Genomic DNA, 21,749 nt, shown 5'->3' with positions numbered 1-21,749 from the left:
ACCAATTAAAAAAGGCGGGCCTGCTAAACGCCATGCCCGCCGAGTGGTATCAAAGTGATAAACAACACCTAGATTACCGCTTTACGTCAGCGGGTATCTCGATAATGGATTTTGGCCGCTAGGCTACGGTGCAACTCTAGGGGCTCATCGCTCTCAAGTAACTGTTTACCACACTCAAACAGTGCCAGTGCAATTTGCTCACAATCTTGCTCAATGGAATCGATCGCCAGCGGCAGACAATCAAGGATCGAATAGTTATCGAATGTCGCGAGACGAATGTCGGCATTTAATAGCTTGTGTTCACTGAGATAACGGAGCACGCCCTCTAAAATGGAATATGAGGCGGTAAAAACCGTTTGGGGTAAACGTCCCATAGACCGGTGAGCCTGCTCAATCAGCTCATAGCCACTTTGAGGTTGATAATCTTTGATCAACACATGCTGTGGCTGATAATCGAGCCCTGCACTGACTAATCCTTGTCGATACCCCTCAAATCGCTCTTGGCTAGTAGAGAGCGTAAGCTGCCCGCCGATATAAACGCACTCGCTGCACTCGTGACACAGTTTTGCCACCACCTGCTTTGTGGCGGCAGTCGCATCACTTTTCACACCACAAAGGGGACTACCTTCAAACACGCGGTCAAAGGTGATGACGGGCGTGTGTTGATTGACATCCAGTAAAAAATCGGCATTTTGCGCTGCACTGGCCACCAGCAGTAGGTCTACTTGGCGCTCCAGCAAGTGTTTGATGACGCTTTGCTCCATATCGGCATCGTCTTCTGAAGAGACTATTAAGAGTTGGTAGCCCACCTCTCGGCTTAGCTGCTCAAGCCTTTTGGCAATAGTGGCGAACCCCATATTGAGGATATCGGGAATCACTAAGCCGACGCTGTAGGTGCGACTTGATTTCAACGCCCGTGCGTACAAACTGGGGGCGTAGTTGTGCTCTTTGGCTACCGCTAGTACCCTTTCAACCGTCTCTGCATGAATTCGGTGTTTCTTTGCATGTCCGTTAAGCACAAAACTCACCGTCGATTTCGATACCCCTGCCAACGCCGCGATATCTGCCAATTTGGGCCTTTTGTTCATCACCCTCAGCCTTTCTTTACCTCAAAATCGGTCCTTATCTTACCCCGCTGAGAAGGAAATACTATCTTTACTCTACCTAGGCCGATTTTTGTCAGAAATTAAACGATCTAAACCACAAAACAGTCCGTTTAGCATTTAGCTAAACCGATTTAGCTTTATAATGAGCCAATATTTATTTATGCGAGGAACAGAGCATGAGCATGATTTGGGTGACAGGTGACGCGGTTGTCGACCTGATTCCAGATTCCGACACCACCTACTTAAAATGTCCGGGCGGTGCACCCGCAAACGTGGCGGTTGCCATCGCCAGATTAGGCGGCAAGAGTGGATTTTTCGGCCGTGTAGGGAACGACCCACTGGGCCGATTTATGAAAGAGACCTTAACCGCAGAAAAGGTCAACACACAGGGCATGCGGCTTGATGAAGAACAGCGCACATCGACTGTCATCGTCGATCTGGACGACAGCGGTGAGCGCAGCTTCACCTTTATGGTCAAACCCAGCGCCGACCAGTTCTTGATCCCCAGCGATATTCCTGAGTTTGCTGCCGGAGATTGGCTGCATGTCTGCTCTATTGCACTGGCGAATGAGCCGAGCCGCAGTAGTACCTTGGAAGCGATGCGTCGAATTAAACAAGCCGGGGGCTATGTGAGTTTTGATCCTAACCTGCGAGAAGAAGTGTGGGCTAACCCTAGTGAGATTTTACCGGTTGTTCGCCAAGCACTTGAGCTGGCAGATGTGCTTAAGTTTTCTGACGATGAACTGATGTACCTCACACAGACCCACACACTCGATGCCGGACTAGAGGCGATTAAGGGTAACAACAACCGCTTGGTGGTCGTCACGCAAGGCGCGAAAGGTGCGTTGGTGGTGTTTGAGGGAACGCAGACCCTACAAGCTGGAAAGGCGATTCAACCCATCGATACGACAGGTGCAGGCGATGCGTTCGTGGGCGGCCTGCTGGCTAAACTCTCTCAATACGATCAATGGGATAACCAAGAGGCTATTCATCATGCCGTTGAGTGGGCCAATGGCTGTGGCGCACTTGCGACAACCCAAAAAGGCGCGATGACCGCATTGCCATCCGAAAGTGCGCTACGCGATTATATCACTGCACTCTAAGCGCCTTTGATGGAGGATTCATCGCCCCGTTTGGCTCTTCTGAGCAGATGGGGCGATATAATGATCATTGATAGAAATACTAATCGGGCTGCACTGAAAGCTCATTAAGCCACATTGACGCCTCAACATTACAACCAATGATATCTTGGTCATTCACGTCTAGGGATCGACGAATTTGATCGATCTTATCCCACTCTGACGCTTCAATATATTCAAATAAATCAATTAACTGCCCCAAAGTCCCGCTTCGATAAATCAATGCTTGCTTAATGGTGCTATCTAAGTGGATATACTGCAAAGCCTCACGCATATCTATATCGAGAATGCCATCGATCAGAGACAGCAAACCGCAAAGGTATGCAAGATTTTTTAGGCTTGATCGACGCATATAGTGCACCAACAATTCCGCCATTTTTGCTCTGTGTAATGACATGAGAAACAAAGCTTCTGGTTTGCCGGGCGCGAGTGAGGAAATCAATACGTAAGTGACAAACTTCTTCAACTTGTCTTCACCAAGATAAGCCACTGCCTGCTTGACGGATTGAATCGGCGCACGAAGCTTACAACTACCATTGATGAAATTCAGAAGTTGAAGTGATAGGACCGGATTTTTCGCCACAATTTGGCTAATTTCGTCAAAATCAATAATATCTGCAGAGAGTTTCTCAGATAATGACATCAAGTCGGTAAATGACGCGTTAATTTTTCGACTCTTTATGATTTCCGGCTTAGTAAAAAAGTAGCCTTGAAAAAGTGTGAAGCCACACGCTTTGGCCCTTTCAAATTCGTCATTTGTCTCCACCTTCTCCGCAAGAAACGTGATATCGAGATGTTTTAAACCCTCAATCATTAGCGCGCTTTTGGGCATGGAAGTTTGCTGAATGTCGACTTTAATAATATCGATAAGCGGGTAAAACCGTTGCCAGTTCGAATCGAAAACATGATCATCTAATGCGATGGTGTAACCTGCTTTCTTAAGCTTGCTGAGCGCTTGAAACAACGTTTCGTCGGGCTGACACTGCTCTAATACTTCCACCACTAAAGAATCGCTGGGAAAGTCAAAAGGAACACCATCTATCAAGCAACTTTGGCTGAAATTGACAAACCCTTTGTAGGATTCCAACACTCTCGCTTTGTAACTGAGGAAGTGCTCCGCAAGCAACTTTCGCGTCGCCAAAGAGGAATCCATATGCACCGGAAAACCGTTGTGCTCACCGTCGCGGTACAAAAGTTCATAGGCATGAATCTCTCGATTACTATCTAAAATAGGCTGTCGTGCTATAAATGAGTAACTTGCGGATGCTAAACCCTGATCTTGTTTTTCCTTCGATGCGAGGTATTCCGATACTGCCATTGGTCGCCCTTTATCAACTTCGACGAACCGCTAAACAAATGGCTCCGTCGTTTGATTCATATATCTCAGTTCAGCACGGGTTGCCGCTCCCGTGACCGAAATGCCCGTCGACTGAGCATCGACAAACACTCTTGAGGTCATCACCGCTTCACCGCTGTTAATGAATATTTCGACACTGGACGTGTCGACTAAAATCAGTAAACGAACGCTATCACTGGTCAGCGGCACTTCTCGACATTCATCTTGAGCGCGATTTTGCGTCTCACTGCGATCTAGTACCAACCGGCGGTGGTTAGCGTCTGCGGTCAAAGCTACCTTTTGCCCATGACCTTCGAAAAGGTTTAACGTCTGCCCCCATTGCAGTTCAACTTCTAGTTGATAGCTGTTTACGTCGAGACGCTGAGTTACATTAGACAATGTTAATATACTGGAGTTTATCATTAGCTGCATCAATTCTTCAACAGGCCATTGATACAATTTCCCATCCCTGTAAGTGAGCTCGCGTGGCGCCGTCAGTTGATGAACCCAACCGTGGTCACTGGATGGCTGATCCACCTCATCAGGTAAGCCCATCCAGCCACACATGACACGTCGACCATCAGGTGTTAACAACGTTTGGGGCGCATAGAAGTCAAAACCGTAATCTAGGTGTACAAAATCCTCCAACTGCAATTGCTGACCATCCCATGATGCGCGGGCAATGCCGTTATGGTGTGGAATGGTATTGAGAGGCGAGAACGATTCGATCCCCTGCGGGCCAAGTACAGCAAACGTCTCCCCACCGAGTTCAAACCAATCAGGGCACTCCCACATATAACCAAAATCGCCAAGCTCATCACCATGCAAAGCCGAGAAAGTCCAGTTGCGCAAGTCATCAGAGCGATACACCGCCAGGCGCCCCTTCAGATCGGTGGTTTGCGCACCGAGCAACATCAACCACTCCTGCTGGTGACGTATCACTTTGGGATCGCGAATATGGGCAGTCACGCCTGGTGGCAGCGAATCAATCACTGGGCCATGCTTGATGAAATGAATGCCATCGGTTGAAGTCGCAAGACACTGCGTGGTGTGCCGATCCCGCTGCTCATCAATCCGGGTGTTACCTGTGTAGAACAGCATTAATGTCTCATCATCACTCAGCGCATGACCCGAGAATACGCCATGACTGTCGAACCAATCCGATGGCGTCAATGCCACTGGCTGCCAATGCCAATTGACTAAGTCTTTACTGGTCAGGTGAGCCCAGTATTTGTCTTTGTGCACGCAACCAAACGGGTACCATTGATAGAAGAGGTGGTATTGCCCTTGATGATAAATAAAGCCATTTGGATCATTGAGAAGCCCTTGCGGCGGAGAAACGTGCCACTTAGGACGATATGAGCACGCGACAGGCACCATGGCCTCGCTGAGCGCTAGTTGCTGACGCTTTGCTATCTTTTGCCCAAGCTGGAGAAGCTCGGCTTCTATGTCTGAGGGACGAACAAAAGTTACTTGCCATTCGTCACCGACACGGCTTATGGCCTTGAGGTCGAGTTCATCTGACAAGCAATCCCTCTCTTTCACCGCAAAGATCAACCGACTATCGGGGATTAGGACTCGAAGGAGATTTTCTTCACCGCCACACAGCGCAACGTAGTATTCAAACGACATGGCTCAACACCTAAAATTTTGGGAACGTTTGCAAGATTAATCAAAAATGATGGTTTGAGCAAGCAATGAGTCCGTCATGAACCGCACTTCAGTGGTCGTTTTAAGGCTAAGTGCTTGATAGCATGTGTCCCAGTAGCCTAACTGAAGATAAAAATCTGAGTATCAAGGGATCAGCACGTCTCTCGATCAACCCGATGAAACGTTAATACCACTTTACTCATTTCTTGAGGTTGGCCTTCGATCAAATCGAGCAGTAGCTTGGCACCTTTTTCTCCCGCTTTATCAAAGGCATAACCAAAGGTAGATAAACTCGGTGATACCACATAGCCCAGTTCATCATTCCCCACTCCGAGCACTTTGATTTGCTCGCCAACTCGAATGCCACGCTCTTGCAAGGCCTTGATCGCGCCAACGGCAATGCGGTCCGTCGCACAAAATAGGCCATCCAATTGAGGGTATTGCTCGATAAGCGACGGGATCTGCGCATAACCCGAATCAACCGAAAACTCTCCATGACTATGGAACAGCAGAGGTTGTGCGCCGCGCATGCTTAGGGCTTGCTCTAAGCCTTGCGAACGCAAGCTATCGACAGCGATATCGGAGTCTCTTACCCCCATAAAGCCGATGTTTTTGCAGCCCACATCCAATAAGCGGTGACCCGCTTCAAAGCCCACGCGCAAATCATCGTGTACCACACTGGGTATGTTGAACAGAGAGCCATCTTGCCCGACAAGTACAACGGGAACGCGAGAGGCGCGGATAGCATCGACCAATTGCATGTCAATATGGGTCGCATAGAGCACAATACCCTCGACCCTCTTTTGATTAAACACCTGAATGTATTCAATTTCTTTTTCTGACAGCTGTTGAGAGCTCGCCAACAATACGTGTTTTCCTGCGGCATCAAACGCCGCGCTGATGCCATCAACACCGAGGGAAACAGCGTTTGATGACATACGAGGAACGATGACGCCCACCAAATTGGTTTTCTGCGATTTAAGGTCTTTGGCAACCTGATTCACCACATAACCGACCTCTTCGACTGCCTTCATCACTTTTTGCTTGGTGGCCTCTTTCACGCCATATTCATCATTAATGACTCGGGATACCGTCGATTTAGAGACGCCGGCTAACTTCGCGACGTCATGTAGGCTCGCCATCGGAATTCCTTGGGTTAACTTATTGGGATTGTTTGCAAAAATTAGCAAAAAACACCGCAAAAATCACTCTGCTCAAACGATTTAGCAAAAAATATAAACCGATCCATCTCACATAAACATCCAATATTCTTTGACTGAATAGGTTAAATCTCCAAAAATCCATATTGCAAACGTTCCCAAAGAGAACAAGCGAGAATTGTATATAATCAACAGTAACGAACCAAACTGGGGTCCGGAATGAATTATCCTAACATTGCAAAAGAGCTGCTCACGCTGCTAGGAGGCAAAGATAACCTCCAAGCACTCGCCCACTGCGCGACTCGTCTTCGCCTAGCATTGAAAGACGATTCGATAATCGATGAAGAGGCTATCGGCAATCTCGATGGCGTCAAAGGTCAGTTTAAAGTGGCAGGGCAATACCAAATTATCTTTGGCTCAGGCATCGTCAACCAAGTCTACGCAGAAATGGCGAAACTGACTGGCATGAGCGAAATGTCGACGTCGGACGTTGCCTCTGCGGGTGCACAAAAGCAGAACATCGTCCAACGCGCTGTTAAGGGGCTATCGGACATTTTTGTCCCTATCATCCCTGCCATTGTGGCGGGAGGTCTGTTGATGGGTCTGTTTAATGTGCTGACCGCGACGGGTCTGTTCATTGAAGGACAGTCACTCATTGACGCAAACCCAGGCCTCGCCGATCTTGCAAGTATGATTAACACTTTCGCCAATGCGCCTTTTGTTTACTTGCCAGTTCTTCTCGCTTTCTCTGCCAGTAAGAAATTTGGTGGTAACCCCTTCTTAGGCGCAGCACTGGGTATGTTGATGGTCCACCCAGATTTGCTCAATGGTTGGGGTTTTGGCGGCGCGAGCGTTGCAGGTACGATTCCGACTTGGAACATCTTTGGTTTTGAGATTCAGAAAGTCGGCTATCAAGGTTCGGTTCTGCCTGTACTCGTGTCAGCGTTCATCTTAGCGAAAGTCGAAAATGGCCTACGTTCGTTTATCCCATCTGTGTTGGATAACTTGCTGACACCCATGCTGGCGATCTTCATTACGGGCTTCCTGACGTTCACACTCGTTGGACCTATTACCCGTGATATCGGCTTCTTGCTCGGTGATGGTCTCAACTGGCTCTACGACTCGGCTGGCTTTATTGGCGGCGCGCTGTTTGGTTTTATTTATGCGCCGTTTGTTATCACCGGCATGCACCACAGCTTTATCGCGATTGAAACTCAACTATTGGCAGACATCGCTGTAACCGGTGGTACCTTCATCTTCCCGATTGCGGCAATGTCGAACGTCGCACAAGGTGCAGCAGCACTTGCGGTCGGCATCACCACCAAAGAGACAAAACTGAAAGGTATCGCAATGCCATCTGGTATCACAGCTCTGCTCGGTATTACCGAACCGGCAATGTTTGGTGTGAACCTCAAACTGCGCTACCCCTTCATCGCTGCCATCATTGGCGCAGCGGCGGCGAGTGCGTTTGTCACCTTATTCAACGTGAAAGCGCAAGCACTAGGCGCAGCAGGACTACCGGGCATTATCTCAATCACCCCTGATAAGATTGGATACTATGTCGCCGGTATGGCCATCTCATTCGCTGTCGCCTTTGGTTTGACATTGGTACTCGGTGCGCGAGACAAAGCCAAAGCGGTGGCCACCGCGACGGCCTAAACTAACCCCTGCAGTCAAAACATGTTTTTGACGCCGAGCCTCGCCTGAGCGGGGCTCTTTTTTTGTGAGTTGAATGTCTTAAATAACAAAAAACGCCCCATATCATTGATAATGGGGCGTTTTGCTTTTTCAGTTGTGACCTATAGCCACACGAAATTAAGCGCTGATAGGGTATGCGTTGTCAAAGTTCTTACGGATAAACAATGCATGGCAATAACTTTGAAAGCCAAAACTGCAATAAATCGGGCGCTTGAATTCGTTGCACCAACGAATCCAAACATTGGTCTCTGTGCCTTGATTGTCCACCACGCCATCCCAAAGGAGCGTCTGAGAATTTTCTTGAGTTGGGGTGCAAGCTAACCCCAACTGATCTAATGCTGTAAAAAACTTTTCCACAACTAACCCTTAATATTCAATTATCTGTATCTATTTCTGTCTTATCACCTTGGTGCAAACGTTTGCTTTTTTGGGCAAAACTATTGCGTCACCGATCTCATCGATACGCAACAACACACTTGGGGGGAGTGATAGTGTAACCTTCACTGAAGCACGAAACTCACGCTCAGCACACATATTTTGTCATACTATACAACATTATTGACAGTAATTTTTTCTGCTTCCGTTGAGATGCAGAGCGATAGAGATAAAAAAGCCCGAAGCGAAGAAGTCGCTTCGGGCTCTCTATTACTCAGCCAATATGGACAATTAATCGCGCAAGCTCGCGCCAAACTTATCCGAGATGTGCGCGACGATGGCGTCAACCGCACCGGCGATGTCCGCATCTTCGAGCGTACGCTCAACCGACTGCAAGGTCAGAGCGATGGCTAGGCTCTTCTTGCCTTCTTCAACGCCTTTACCAACGTAAACATCGAACAGTTTCGCGCCTTTCAAGAACTCACCACCTTGCTCTAGACATGCTGCAACGATGTCGCCAGAAGCGACGGCTTCGTCAACAACGACCGCGATGTCACGACGGTTTGATGGGAACTTAGAAAGCGCTACCGCTTCTGGAATCACTTTGGTGTTGATTGCAGACCATTCCACTTCGAATACGATAGTACGGCCGTTTAGACCAAACTTACGCTCTAGCTCTGGGTGAACGGTACCAATTACACCAACTTGCTTGCCATCAACGATGATAGCTGCAGATTGACCAGGGTGAAGCGCTGGGTTTGCGGCTTTGTCTTCAGCAGAAAGCGCTGCGAAAGAGTAAGCGGCTTCGTTAGCTGTTAGCTCAAGCACCGCTTCTAGGTCACCTTTAAGGTCAAAGAAATCAACTGTGTTGGTTTCGATGTCCCAGTGCTCTTCGCTGCGAGTACCTGCGATAACACCAGCAAGCATTGGCTCTTGGCGCATACCGTTTTCAGCAGACTCACAAGGGATAAAACGTAGGCCGTATTCGAATAGACGAACACGTGGCTGTTGACGCTTTTGGTTGTGAACCACAGTGTTAAGCAGGCCTTGAATTAAACCAAGACGCATTGCTGACATATCCGCAGAGATTGGGAATGGCAGGATGAGTGGCTCAACACCCGGAACGATCAGTTTTTGCTGCTCAGGCTCAACGAAGCTGTAAGTGATCGCTTCTTGGTAACCACGGTCAACAAGTAAGCTACGAACGCGTTTTAGCGGAATGTTCGCTTCAACGTGGTCGTGCATCTTAAGTGCTGCGGCTGGGTTTTGGTTAGGAATGTTATCGTAACCGTAGATACGACCGACTTCTTCAATTAGGTCTTGCTCGATAGCGATATCAAAACGCCATGTCGGTGCTGTTGCTGTCCAACCTGCATCTGTTGTTTCAACCGCTAAGCCAAGACGCTCTAGGATTTCAACAACATCGCTATCAGCAATGTGGTGACCTAGTAGGCTGTCTAGCTTAGTGCGACGTAGAGCTACTGTGTTTGCTTTTGGTAGGTCAGCTTCTGACTCTACAGCAACAACAGGTGCGACTTCACCGCCACAGATCTCAACAAGAAGTTCTGTTGCACGCTCCATTGCGCTAGCTTGTAGTGCGAAATCCACACCACGCTCAAAACGCATGGAAGAATCCGTATGTAGACCGTAGCTACGCGCGCGGCCACGGATGTGGTCTGGTGCAAAGAATGCACACTCAAGTAGTACGTCTTTAGTCTCAGTCGTAACACCAGACTCTTCACCGCCAAAGATACCCGCAATAGCTAGAGCTTTGTTGTGGTCTGCAACCACTAGCGTATCTGCGTTTAGCTCAGCTTCGCTGCCGTCTAGAAGAGTAAGCTTTTCGCCTTGCTCTGCCATACGAACCACGATGCCACCTTCAATCTTAGCAAGATCGAATGCGTGCATTGGCTGGCCTTGCTCTAGCAGAACAAAGTTAGTGATGTCGACCACAGGGTCGATAGAGCGAATACCGCAGCGACGCAGTTTTTCTTGCATCCAAAGCGGCGTTTCAGCCTGAACGTTAACGTTTTTAACCACACGGCCAAGGTAGCGTGGACACGCCGCCGGCGCTTTCACTTCGATAGAGACTTGATCATCGATAACAGGAGCCACTGGGTTCACCGCTGGCTCAGTTACGTCAGCGCGGTTGAGAACGCCAACTTCACGCGCCATACCACGGATGCTGAAACAGTCCGCACGGTTCGCCGTTAGGTCTACGTCAACGGTTACATCGTCAAGACCTAGGAATTCTCGGAAATCAGTACCGATGACTGCGTCTTCTGCTAGCTCCATGATGCCATCAGATTCAACATCAATACCGAGCTCAGAAAATGAACACAGCATGCCGTGTGATGGTTGACCACGCAGCTTGGCTTTTTTGATTTTGAAATCGCCCGGTAGCACAGCGCCAACCGTTGCGACAGCCACTTTGATACCTTGGCGACAGTTCGACGCGCCACACACGATGTCTAGCAGCTCTTCTGCACCAACATCGACTTTAGTCACACGCAGTTTGTCCGCATCTGGGTGTTGACCACACTCAACCACTTTACCTACTTTAACGCCTGTGAAAGAACCAGCAACAGGTAGTACGTCGTCTACTTCTAGACCCGCCATTGTGATTTGGTGAGTAAGTTCGTCAGTCGAGACTGAAGGGTTTACCCACTCACGAAGCCATGATTCGCTAAATTTCATAGTGATGTATCCCCTGGATTACTTGAACTGTTTAAGGAAACGAAGATCGTTCTCAAAGAACGCACGCAAGTCGTTGACGCCGTAGCGCAGCATAGTCAAACGCTCGACACCCATACCAAATGCAAATCCAGAGTATTTCTCCGCATCGATACCAACGCTGCGAAGTACGTTCGGGTGAACCATGCCACAACCGAGAACTTCCAACCATTTGCCATTTTTGCCCATTACATCCACTTCCGCTGAAGGCTCAGTAAATGGGAAGTAAGATGGACGGAAACGTACCTGAACCTCTTCTTCGAAGAAGTTGCATAGGAAGTCGTGCAGGATGCCTTTTAACTGAGCAAAGTTGACGTTTTCATCCACCAGCATGCCTTCCACTTGGTGGAACATTGGCGTGTGCGTTTGATCATAGTCATTACGGTAAACACGGCCAGGTGCAATGAAACGGAAAGGAGGCTGACCGTTTTCCATTGTACGAATCTGTACACCCGATGTGTGAGTACGCAGCATCAAATCTGGATTGAAGAAGAAGGTGTCGTGATCCGTACGAGCTGGGTGATCCTCTGCAATGTTCAAGGCATCAAAGTTGTGGAAAGCGTCTTCAATTTCAGGACCAGACTCAACATTGAATCCTAGCTCGCCAAAGAACTGCTCGATACGCTCAACCGTACGAGTCACCGGGTGCAAACCACCGTTTTCGATGCGACGACCAGGGAGTGTCACGTCGATGGTTTCAGCGGCCAGTTTCTCTTCTAGCTCTGCGCGTTGAAGGGCATCTTTACGCGCCGCGATAGCTTGTTGAACCACACCTTTCGCTTTGTTGATCTCTTGACCCGCTTCGCGACGTTCTTCCGGTGGCAGTTTACCTAGGCTTTGAAGTTGAGCCGTTAGCTCACCTTTTTTTCCTAGGTATTGAACACGCACTTCATCAAGTGCGACAAGCGATGTCGCAGCATCAATGGCTGCGTTCGCATTAGCAATGATCTCTTGTAGATGTTGCATCGTTTCCTCATTACCCTATGTCGGTCAATCACAACCGCCATAAGTGGTAGTGTCCATAAGGTTCCCAAAAGGGATTGTGGGCATTTTCAAATAGCTGTATATAGTAACGAATGCCAAGGTCAAATCCAAACCGAAATCGTGATAATTACTGCCTTTGAATGAAAATTCGCCCCAAGCCTTGATAAAACTCTATTTAAGCCTATCGTAGGTAACACACATTTAAACGAACAAGGAATCAGAATTGGGCACACCGAGCTATACCAGCACTCCAGACCATACCATCACCCCAATCACAGCAGAACATAACGATGCAATCTGCCATATTATCAAACGTGTCGGGCAAGAGTTCGGCGCGATTGGGGAAGGCTTTGGCCCTTCCGATGCCGAAGTTCTCGCCATGAGTGAGCACTACCGACCGAGCGAACGCAGCCTCTACTTGGTTGCTCTCTCAGATGGCAAAGTCGTTGGTGGGTGTGGTTTGGCGCCGTTTGGCCAATCCGCTACGCGCTGTGAACTGAAGAAACTGTTTCTATTACCTGAAACTCGCGGTCTCGGAATCGGCAAAGCGTTGGCGTTGCAATGTTTGGCGTTCGCTCAATCCGCCGGATTTGAAGAGTGCTATCTCGACACTCTCGCAAGCATGACGCAAGCCATCGCTCTGTATGAATCCTTAGGCTTTACACACTTATCCGAACCAATGGACGAAACAGAGCACAACGGCTGCGACGTATGGATGCTAAAATCATTCATAACCGACTAGTTTTCGGCTCTAACTCAGAGGACGATGTATGACCAAGCTATTTCTCACGCGCGCTTTTTTAATCTGTACACTTGCTTCACTGAACGTCACTTACGCCACTGCGCAAGCGTCAGAGAACGAGTGGCAAGCCAATCTTATCGTCTCCGGGCTCAACGTCCCTTGGGGAATCGCCGCTGTCGATGACACCACCTTACTTATCAGCCAGAGAAATGGCGAAATCGGTCAGGTGAATCTCAACTCTCAGCGCTACACGGCCATCCATCAAGTCAGCGATGTGGCGGTGTCGGGACAAGGTGGATTGTTGGATGTCGCCCGTTCGCCTTTCGAGAGCGAACGCTACTATTTTACCTTCACTAAGCGTGTCGGCGATGCGCTTGAAACCGCACTGGCAACTGCAACGATTCAAGCGGGTAAACTCAGCCAGTGGCGTGAACTGCTCGTGACAAAATCTGGCTCTGATACCGGTCGCCATTTTGGCAGTCGGATTACCTTTGATGACCAATACCTTTACCTCTCCATTGGCGACCGTGGTGAGCGGCCCAATGGTCAAGACCGTTCCACGCATGCAGGTTCGATACTAAGGATTCATCTCGATGGTTCAGCCCCAAAAGACAACCCTTTTGTTACCGAGAAGGACGCGCAAGCAGAAATTTGGAGCTATGGTCACCGAAATCCCCAAGGACTGTTTTACGACGGCCCAAGTCAAACACTCTGGTCTATAGAGCATGGGCCACGTGGCGGCGATGAAATCAATCTGATAGAAAAAGGCGCGAATTATGGTTGGCCTATCACATCGCACGGCAAAGAGTATTGGGGGCCGCTTGCGGTGGGTGAAGCTGAAGAAGCGCCCGGCGTGACCTCTCCCCGAAAAGTGTATGTCCCTTCTATCGCACCTGGCTCGTTAGTGCTGTATCGCGGCGAGGCGTTTCCTGAGCTGGATGGCAAACTTCTCGCTGGGGCTTTAAAACTCACCCATATCAACGTATTGACCTTGCAAAACAACAACATCATCGAAGAGACGCGCTTACTGGAGTCTTTAGGTGAACGTATCCGAGATATCGAAGTGCTCCCCAACGGAGGCATCGTGTTTAGTACAGACAGCGGAAAACTGTTTCAACTGACTAAGTCTTAGAACGCTGGGTGCCTGCGCCGCAGCTAAATCGGCTACAAGTTAAGACGGTGATACTACTCACTGGCTCGGACGATCACCAAAAACCAAAAAGCCCCAGCATTTCTGCTAGGGCTTTATAAATTGGAGCGACACACGAGGTTCGCTTTCTTTTGAACATCAGCGTGACCTCAACCTTGGCAAGGTTGCGCTCTACCAATTGATGCCACTATGCACTGACACAGACGATCACCAAAAACAAAAAGCCCCAGCATTTCTGCTAGGGCTTATAATTTGGAGCGACACACGAGGTTCGCTTTCTTTTGAACATCAGCGTGACCTCAACCTTGTCAAGGTTGCACTCTACCAATTGATACCACTATGCACTGACACAGACGATCACCAAAAACAAAAAGCCCCAGCATTTCTGCTAGAGCTTATAATTTGGAGCGACACACGAGGTTCGAACTCGTGACCTCAACCTTGGCAAGGTTGCGCTCTACCAACTGAGCTAGTGTCGCATAGGTTTGCTAATAACTTATGCGTTAGATGGTGCCCCGGGCCGGACTTGAACCGGCACAGCGCGAACGCCGAGGGATTTTAAATCCCTTGTGTCTACCAATTCCACCACCAGGGCACACAAATCTAAATTTGTGATGCCGTTACGGAAACGTAACACACCATCTAGATATCGAATTATCGCTATCTGAAAATTTGGAGCGACACACGAGGTTCGAACTCGTGACCTCAACCTTGGCAAGGTTGCGCTCTACCAACTGAGCTAGTGTCGCAAATGGAGGCGCGTCCCGGAGTCGAACCGAGGTCCACGGATTTGCAATCCGCTGCATAGCCACTCTGCCAACGCGCCTTCGTCGTACCAAGTTAAGCTGCTTGTTTGCCGCCTTCCTCTTGGGTACGGGATGCATTCTACGGATTCGAACTTGTTCGTCAACACTAATTTTTATTTTTTGAATCGTTTGTCTAATTTACCGCCAAAACTTTCAAAATTAACTATTTTCTGTTCAATTTCCGCCAATTCTTCACCTTGTTTCTGTCTGTTTCGTTGTCAATCAGATCGACACCAACTGTGCGCTAGGCCCCGTACCCTCTTGCACAGAGCGTGAGCCAAGAAACAAAATCTTGCTTTGCTGCTCGTTCGGCACTGAGTTCTATATAGAATGAAGTTCTAAAAAGAATATGGCGGAGAGACAAGCCCCAATGCAGCAACCAGACAACCTTATTCCAACGCGACCGACGCTGGGTATCATTATGCCGGTGCTGAGTGGATTTTACATGGGTGAGATAAACGCGACCCTCAGGCAGCTTGCCTTTGAGAACAATATCAACCTGATGTTTATTCGCAGTGGCGATCATCCAGAGTTCGATTTACCCGTCGGTTTTCAGCATTTAGATGGCCTCATTGTATTGCTCGGTTGCGCCAGTGAACGTTTGGTTGAACATGCCCTCTCTCTCAACATTCCCGTCCTTTCAATGGGTGGGCATTATTCATTGGACGTTGAACACTTTTTTAGCGACCAAGCTCAGGGAATCACCGCACTCTACCAGCATCTCACCTCACTTGGTCACCGCCAGATAGGCTTTTGTGGCGATTTTACCGTTGATGACATTCGACAACGCTTCTCTGCCTATAAAACCATCCAACAGGCCTATGGTCACCCTGCCAGTCAAGCGATGATCTTCGAGGTCAACAACTGCTCGCTGGCCGGCGGCCGTGAAGCAGCGGTGCTTTATCAACAGCGCCAATCACCGTGTAGCGCAATTATTTGTGCCACTGACCACAATGCGATCGGAATGATAGAACAGCTTGAACACATGGGCCTAAAGGTACCGCAGGACATCGCGGTGGTTGGCGTAGACAATGTCTTTCTTGGCGACCACACTACCCCGCCGCTCACCACTGTCGACCAAAGGCTTGAGACGCTCACTCGAGACGTCTTCTTTCGAGCTCTTAAGCGGATGCAGGGTGCACCCTATTCAAGAATCAGCACATCGCTCGAGCAACAGTTGATTGTGCGGCGCTCCTGTGGCACTAAGCCTCGTAAAGGTCTCAAGGCCATCGACCCCACCCTCGGCTCCCCGATTCGCCAAGCTTTACTGACCAATGAAGGGCGATCGTCGTTTGAGATTTTCGAAAACTTTTATTCCCTCGCTCAAGAGGGCTTCTCTGCCATCTTAGATGCCCAGAGTATCTATAACAGTCCGCTCGCTTGGGCATGTTTAGCCACAGGGCGTCATGGTGAGTACCACGTCGACAGTTGGGCTGAGAAAGGGATGACACATCCTAGCACGTTGGATAGTCAACATCGTATCAGCGATGGGATCGAGCGTTTTCCGTTTATCCAACACGATACCTACTACATTGCCACCATCATCCCGATCGCCACCGGAACCCAGCAGCAGTGGAAACTGGTGTCGGTTGTGGACGCCATCAATGACGAAGTCAACATTCACTCGATGGCGATGTTCAATAACTATTTAGATATGCTGGCGCTGTTTATCGAGCGTGACGCCCTGATTGCCACCAGCAAACACAACGAGCAACAATCACAGCAACTGCTCGAACAACTCGAAGTGGTGTCCAATAGCTCAAACGATGGTATTTGGGAGTGGGATATCGCTGCCAACCATTTTCGCCTCAATGGTCGTTTACTGGCGATGGTGGGTATAGAGAGCAGCCGAACCAGCGGCGTCTACCCTCTCGAACAGGTCATCGAGTTAGCTCACCATGAAGATAGAGACACGCTAAAGCAAGCGCTCAAGCAGCATCTGCGCGATCAAACCCCGTTCAAGTTGGAATTTCGCTTAAAAAGTTCGAAAGGTGAGATATTGTGGGTCAATGCGGCCGGTTCCGCCCTATATAATGCGCAGGGTCGAGCGGTGAAAATGATCGGCTCGGTCACCGATGTCACCGAGCGCCGAGTGAGCGCGGAAAAAATCCGTCAAATGGCCTATTACGACGCTCTAACAGGCGTAGCGAACCGCCGCAAGATCATTGAAGTCATGAACAACCAACTTGCCGCCCTACCTACACAGCCCAAAGCGGTCATGTTGATGGATTTAAATCGCTTTAAATTCATCAACGATACTTTTGGTCATCATGTCGGTGACGCCTTGTTACAACATGTCACGCAACAAATACAAAGCACATTAGCCGCGACACATCGCATCGCCCGACTCGGGGGTGATGAGTTCTTACTCTTTTGCGATGTGGCAAACCGCGAACAAGCGCTGGCGCTCGCCAGTGATATGTTGGACATCATCAAAAAACCGCTGCACTGCGAAGAGATTGAGCTGGTCGCTAGTGGCAGTATTGGCATTGCCATGTATCCGTGGGATGCGACAACGCCCGATGATCTCATCAAGCGGGCAGACATTGCCATGTACCAAGCCAAGCGCCAAGGTGCAACACAGCCTGCCTGTTATCGCCAACAAGACGAAGAATCCCTGTTTGATAAAGTGACCATGGAGCATCACCTCAAACTCGCGATTGAAAACCGCGAAATCGTCATGCACTACCAACCGCTGTTTTCCCCAACGGACAATCACTTTACCGCTGTGGAAGCCTTGGCGCGTTGGCACTCTCCGCAGCTTGGACACGTTGCGCCGCATCAATTCATTCGTCTCGCAGAGGAAATCAACCTGATTGGTGCTCTGGGTAAGCATCTGATTCATCAGGTGTGTCGCGACATCAAACAGTCCGTCAGCCTTAACCGCTACCAGCATGTCTCTGTCAACTTGAGTGCAAAGCAGTTAATCCAACCCGACTTCGCCCATGAGCTGATCTCCATCATTCATCATCACCACCTTCCTGTCAGCCGCTTTTGTTTTGAGGTCACAGAAACCGCCGCCATCACAGATTTCGACGCCTGCTTACAAGCGCTCACCACCTTGAGCCAAGCGGGCGCGAAAATCTCACTCGATGATTTCGGCGCCGGCTTCTCCTCTCTCTCTTTACTGCAAAAACTGCCGATTGATGAGATAAAAATTGACCGCTCGTTTGTCAAAGACATCGTGTTTAACGACAACGACCTAAACTTTGTCTCGACCATCGTCGTGATGGCGAGAGGGCTTGGGCTGCGCGTCGTGGTAGAGGGCGTGGAAACCACCGCGCATTTGGATAAACTCACCAAACTGGACGTGGATTTCTTGCAAGGCTACTGTTTTGCGATGCCAAGCCCTATAGAGCAACTCAGTCACTACGTTCCGGCGCAACAACCCGCCTTCACTGAACCTTCAGCATTAGAAACAACACAGCCCGTCGATTGACGGGCTGTGTGCGTGAAACATGAACGTAGTGGATTAATGATGTTCTTCGTCGAGTAGATCATCTTTGGCGGCCAACAAGTATTGCGCCATCGACCAGTAGGTAAGAAACGTCGCGACGTATAATGCCGCGTAGCCGAGCCAAATCATCCAATCATCGTAACGCCAAATCAGAACCCAAAGCGCAAACATCTGGCTCACCGTCTTCACTTTGCCCACCCAAGAGACGGCGACACTGGCGCGTTTGCCGATTTCCGCCATCCATTCACGTAACGCAGAGATGATGATCTCTCGGGCAATCATGGTGACAGCAGGGATGGTCACCCAAATGGAGTGAAAGTGCTCAGTAATCAGAATCAAGGCGGTTGCCACCAGCACTTTGTCCGCAACAGGATCGATAAACGCACCAAAACGGGAAGTTTGACCCAGTTTTCGCGCCAACATGCCATCTAACCAATCGGTGAACCCTGCCACAAAGAAAATCATTGCCGCCGCGAATGGAGCCCAAGCGTAAGGAAGGTAAAATGCCACGACGAAGATGGGAATCAAGAAAAGTCGCAACAAAGACAGTAGGTTCGGAATGTTTAAACGCATATTTATTTAAGGCTCTTTTTGTGTGCGTACGGCTGGCAATCCGCCGTTTTGGCGGGCTCTTATGTTGCGGGATTTTTCTTATTGTTTCAATGCTTGATAGATGTTTTCTGCTAAAGAGTGGCTAATGCCCGGAACTTTGGCGATTTCTTCAACAGTCGCACGTTTGAGCTCTTGTAAGCCACCCATGTATTTCAGCAGCGCCTGACGACGTTTCGGTCCGATGCCTTCAATGCCTTCAAGTGCACTCGTACGGCGTGTTTTACCACGTTTCGCACGATGCCCGGCAATCGCATGATTGTGGCTCTCATCACGAATGTGCTGCATTAAATGCAAAGCAGGCGCGTCACTGGGTAAGTTGAACTCTTCACCATCGGTGGTGATTAAGGTTTCGAGGCCAGGTTTTCGTGTCACCCCTTTCGCAATACCAATCAGTTTGGGTCGCTTTGGCCAATCTCCCCAGTATTGCGAAATGATGTCATGGCCTCGGTTAAGCTGACCTTTACCACCGTCAATAAAGACAATGTCGGGGATTTTTTCGACATCAAGCTGCTTGGCGTATCGGCGCTCAAGGGCTTGCCCCATCGCAGCGTAATCATCACCACCGGTGATCCCGGTAATGTTGTAGCGCCGGTACTCTTGCTTCAATGGGCCTTCGTGATTGAATACCACACAAGAGGCAATCGTACTCTCACCCATGGTGTGTGAGATATCAAAACACTCCATTCTGGCGATCGTCTCCATACCCAATACCTCCCGAAGTGCTTTGAAGCGCTGAGAGATGGTCATTTTATGGTTGATCTTAGTGGTGATTGCCGTCAGTGCATTGGTGTTCGCCAGTTTGAGGTAGCGACTCCGTGTCCCTGTCGGATTGGTATGAAAATGGACTTTACGACCGAGCCGCTCACTGAGCGCAGTTTGCAACGCTTTGGTTTCGTCGCTTAACCCGGCATTTAAGATAATACGCGTCGGCACGGTGCGTGCTTCATTGTGCGCGAGGTAGTACTGAGTCAGGAAACTGTGAAAGACTTCTTGTGCATCGGTCTCTGCTGGGATCTTAGGGAAATGGCTTCGAGAGCCAAGTACCTTGCCTTGGCGAATCATCAAGATGTGGATACACGCGATGCCTTTCTCTTGAGCAAAACCCAGTACATCCATGTCGTCCATCGAATCTTCAGAGACAAATTGCTGCTCTTGCACGCGGCGGATGGCTTGAATCTGATCGCGAAACTTAGCCGCATCTTCAAAGCGCAGTGACTGACTCGCCTGCTCCATTTTTTCCACCAGCGTCGAGAGCACTTGGCTGTCTTTGCCTTGTAAGAACAAGCGCACGAGATCAACCAACTCTTGATATTCCGCGTCAGAAATAACGTCACTGACACAAGGTGCAGCACAGCGACCAATTTGGTACATCAAACAAGGGCGGGTGCGATTGCTGTATACCGTATCCTCACATTGACGAACCGGAAAGATCTTCTGAATCAGATGCAGCGTTTCTCGAACAGCACCAGAGTCAGGATACGGACCAAAATACTCACCTTTACGCTTTTTCGCCCCACGATGCATTGAAAGCCGAGGGTGCTTATGACCACTGACAAAGATGTACGGATAGGATTTGTCGTCACGCAATAGCACATTGTACTTAGGCAAATACTGCTTAATGTAATTGTGCTCAAGAATAAGGGCTTCCGTCTCCGTGTGCGTAACGGTGACATCTATCTTGGCGATATGACTAACGAGCACGCGAGTCTTCTCGCTATCCACATTTTTGCGAAAATAGCTAGAGAGGCGCTTTTTGAGGTCTTTAGCTTTGCCGACATAAATAACCTCAGCCTCGGTGTTGTACATGCGGTACACACCGGGCTGATTGGTCACAGTCTTAAGGAAGGTTACCGAGTCAAACGTTTGTGTCACTAGAGGGTCTCGGTGTCGAGCATTCCATGTCGTATCGCTAGGTGCGTCAATTCAACATCGCCACTGATGTGCAGCTTATTGAACAAACGGTAGCGATAGCTGTTTACCGTTTTGGGGCTAAGATTCAGTTGTTCGGAAATATCCGTCACTTTTTGCCCCTTGGTGATCATCATCATGATTTGCAGCTCACGCTCTGATAAATCAGCAAATGGATTTTCAGAGGCGGGTGAGAATTGGCTTAATGCCATCTGCTGCGCTATCTCTGGTGAGATGTAACGCTGACCACTGTGAACAACGCGGATCGCGTTGACCATTTCATCAGGACCTGCACCTTTGGTTAAATAACCGGCAGCTCCCGCTTGCATCACTTTCGTTGGAAACGGATTTTCCGTATGAACAGTCAAAACAATGATTTTTACATCTGGATTGAATCGCAGGATTTTCTTTGTCGCTTCTAAGCCACCAATACCGGGCATATTCATATCCATCAAAATGACGTCTGCATGATTGCTACGACACCATTTTGCTGCATCTTCACCGCTTACAGCTTCCCCTGCTACGTTCATTCCACGGACGTCTTCAATAATACGTCGTATCCCTGTGCGAACCAGCTCGTGATCATCTACAAGGAAAACATTTATCAAACTTGTATCTCCACACTTTTAACTTGGCTCTGCACCCACTTATACAGTGGATAACAGCATGGCTGCCTAGTTTAACTCATTTTGGTTTTTATTGCCTGCACTGAATATGTGCCCAAACGCAAAGTTTAGCAAGAACTTATTTTCATAACTGTTGGACTGCACTTAATTAACCTAAGAATCAATAGTTTGACACTATTTAAAGCGATAGATTCTCAACATTTGGAGCATGAATGCTTTATTCGTAGCTATGCATTGAAAATGCAATCAATTTCAACTATTCATAAA

The 21,749-nt window shown here is 49.0% G+C and carries 15 protein-coding genes and 5 tRNA genes; 5 read left to right on the top strand and 15 right to left on the bottom strand.

The window, feature by feature from the left end:
- Window positions 1-86: 86 nt before the first annotated feature.
- Window positions 87-1,091 carry a LacI family DNA-binding transcriptional regulator gene (locus AC6R0S_RS10060; protein ID WP_500637836.1) on the bottom strand — a complete coding sequence of 335 codons (1,005 nt, stop codon included), beginning with the start codon at window positions 1,089-1,091 and terminating at the stop codon, window positions 87-89.
- Window positions 1,092-1,282: 191 nt separating this feature from the next.
- Here AC6R0S_RS10060 and cscK point away from each other — a divergent pair, with 191 nt between their 5' ends.
- A complete protein-coding gene (cscK, locus tag AC6R0S_RS10055; RefSeq protein ID WP_500632458.1) occupies window positions 1,283-2,209 on the top strand; it encodes a fructokinase in 927 nt (308 codons plus the stop codon).
- 79 nt (window positions 2,210-2,288) lie between these two features.
- On the opposite strand, the gene AC6R0S_RS10050 is transcribed toward cscK, so the two are convergent.
- From AC6R0S_RS10050 to AC6R0S_RS10040, 3 genes are all read right to left on the bottom strand, one after another.
- Entirely contained in the window at window positions 2,289-3,563 is a 1,275-nt protein-coding gene (locus AC6R0S_RS10050) for an EAL and HDOD domain-containing protein (RefSeq protein WP_500637835.1), read from the bottom strand.
- A gap of 30 nt (window positions 3,564-3,593) precedes the next feature.
- Entirely contained in the window at window positions 3,594-5,213 is a 1,620-nt protein-coding gene (locus AC6R0S_RS10045) for a glycoside hydrolase family 32 protein (RefSeq protein WP_500637834.1), read from the bottom strand.
- 170 nt (window positions 5,214-5,383) lie between these two features.
- On the bottom strand, window positions 5,384-6,373 hold the full coding sequence (locus tag AC6R0S_RS10040; protein ID WP_500629371.1) for a LacI family DNA-binding transcriptional regulator: 990 nt from the start codon (window positions 6,371-6,373) through the stop codon (window positions 5,384-5,386).
- Between the two features lie 237 nt (window positions 6,374-6,610).
- On the opposite strand from AC6R0S_RS10040, the gene AC6R0S_RS10035 reads away from it, so the two are divergent.
- A complete protein-coding gene (locus tag AC6R0S_RS10035; protein WP_500626853.1) occupies window positions 6,611-8,050 on the top strand; it encodes a sucrose-specific PTS transporter subunit IIBC in 1,440 nt (479 codons plus the stop codon).
- Between the two features lie 156 nt (window positions 8,051-8,206).
- Here the strand turns inward: AC6R0S_RS10035 and AC6R0S_RS10030 are convergent, their stop codons facing one another.
- The 3 genes from AC6R0S_RS10030 to pheS all read right to left on the bottom strand — a co-directional run bounded on the left by AC6R0S_RS10030 (window position 8,207) and on the right by pheS (window position 12,163).
- Window positions 8,207-8,446: a hypothetical protein gene (locus AC6R0S_RS10030; protein WP_334550651.1), complete on the bottom strand. Its 240-nt coding sequence runs from the start codon at window positions 8,444-8,446 to the stop codon at window positions 8,207-8,209.
- 309 nt (window positions 8,447-8,755) lie between these two features.
- Window positions 8,756-11,161, bottom strand: coding sequence for a phenylalanine--tRNA ligase subunit beta (pheT, locus tag AC6R0S_RS10025; protein ID WP_500629372.1), 2,406 nt, complete (start codon window positions 11,159-11,161; stop codon window positions 8,756-8,758).
- 18 nt (window positions 11,162-11,179) lie between these two features.
- A complete protein-coding gene (gene pheS, locus AC6R0S_RS10020; RefSeq protein WP_334550655.1) occupies window positions 11,180-12,163 on the bottom strand; it encodes a phenylalanine--tRNA ligase subunit alpha in 984 nt (327 codons plus the stop codon).
- A gap of 241 nt (window positions 12,164-12,404) precedes the next feature.
- Here pheS and AC6R0S_RS10015 point away from each other — a divergent pair, with 241 nt between their 5' ends.
- On the top strand, window positions 12,405-12,923 hold the full coding sequence (locus AC6R0S_RS10015; RefSeq protein WP_500637833.1) for a GNAT family N-acetyltransferase: 519 nt from the start codon (window positions 12,405-12,407) through the stop codon (window positions 12,921-12,923).
- A 28-nt stretch (window positions 12,924-12,951) separates the two neighbouring features.
- Window positions 12,952-14,055, top strand: coding sequence for a PQQ-dependent sugar dehydrogenase (locus tag AC6R0S_RS10010; protein ID WP_500637832.1), 1,104 nt, complete (start codon window positions 12,952-12,954; stop codon window positions 14,053-14,055).
- Between the two features lie 121 nt (window positions 14,056-14,176).
- On the opposite strand, the gene AC6R0S_RS10005 is transcribed toward AC6R0S_RS10010, so the two are convergent.
- The 5 genes from AC6R0S_RS10005 to AC6R0S_RS09985 form a co-directional block, all read right to left on the bottom strand.
- A tRNA-Gly gene (locus AC6R0S_RS10005) sits at window positions 14,177-14,268 on the bottom strand.
- Between the two features lie 208 nt (window positions 14,269-14,476).
- Window positions 14,477-14,552 (bottom strand) — tRNA-Gly (locus tag AC6R0S_RS10000).
- A gap of 29 nt (window positions 14,553-14,581) precedes the next feature.
- A tRNA-Leu gene (locus AC6R0S_RS09995) sits at window positions 14,582-14,668 on the bottom strand.
- 78 nt (window positions 14,669-14,746) lie between these two features.
- Window positions 14,747-14,822 (bottom strand) — tRNA-Gly (locus AC6R0S_RS09990).
- Between the two features lie 3 nt (window positions 14,823-14,825).
- Window positions 14,826-14,899, bottom strand: a tRNA-Cys gene (locus AC6R0S_RS09985).
- Window positions 14,900-15,228: 329 nt separating this feature from the next.
- On the opposite strand from AC6R0S_RS09985, the gene AC6R0S_RS09980 reads away from it, so the two are divergent.
- Window positions 15,229-18,318 carry an EAL domain-containing protein gene (locus AC6R0S_RS09980; protein ID WP_500637831.1) on the top strand — a complete coding sequence of 1,030 codons (3,090 nt, stop codon included), beginning with the start codon at window positions 15,229-15,231 and terminating at the stop codon, window positions 18,316-18,318.
- A gap of 33 nt (window positions 18,319-18,351) precedes the next feature.
- On the opposite strand, the gene pgsA is transcribed toward AC6R0S_RS09980, so the two are convergent.
- From pgsA to uvrY, 3 genes are all read right to left on the bottom strand, one after another.
- Window positions 18,352-18,909, bottom strand: a complete 558-nt coding sequence (gene pgsA, locus AC6R0S_RS09975; protein WP_334550665.1) for a CDP-diacylglycerol--glycerol-3-phosphate 3-phosphatidyltransferase — start codon at window positions 18,907-18,909, stop codon at window positions 18,352-18,354.
- A gap of 78 nt (window positions 18,910-18,987) precedes the next feature.
- The gene (gene uvrC / locus AC6R0S_RS09970; protein WP_500637830.1) at window positions 18,988-20,820 is read right to left on the bottom strand and encodes an excinuclease ABC subunit UvrC; all 1,833 of its coding nucleotides are present in this window, start codon (window positions 20,818-20,820) and stop codon (window positions 18,988-18,990) included.
- The gene (gene uvrY / locus AC6R0S_RS09965) at window positions 20,820-21,464 is read right to left on the bottom strand and encodes a UvrY/SirA/GacA family response regulator transcription factor (RefSeq protein ID WP_334550669.1); all 645 of its coding nucleotides are present in this window, start codon (window positions 21,462-21,464) and stop codon (window positions 20,820-20,822) included. The genes uvrC and uvrY overlap by 1 nt, the downstream gene beginning before the upstream one ends.
- Window positions 21,465-21,749: the final 285 nt, after the last annotated feature.

The organism is Vibrio sp. R15-SG3-ISO1B (genome assembly GCF_059833835.1).
This window is presented reverse-complemented; position numbering and strand designations above follow the sequence as displayed.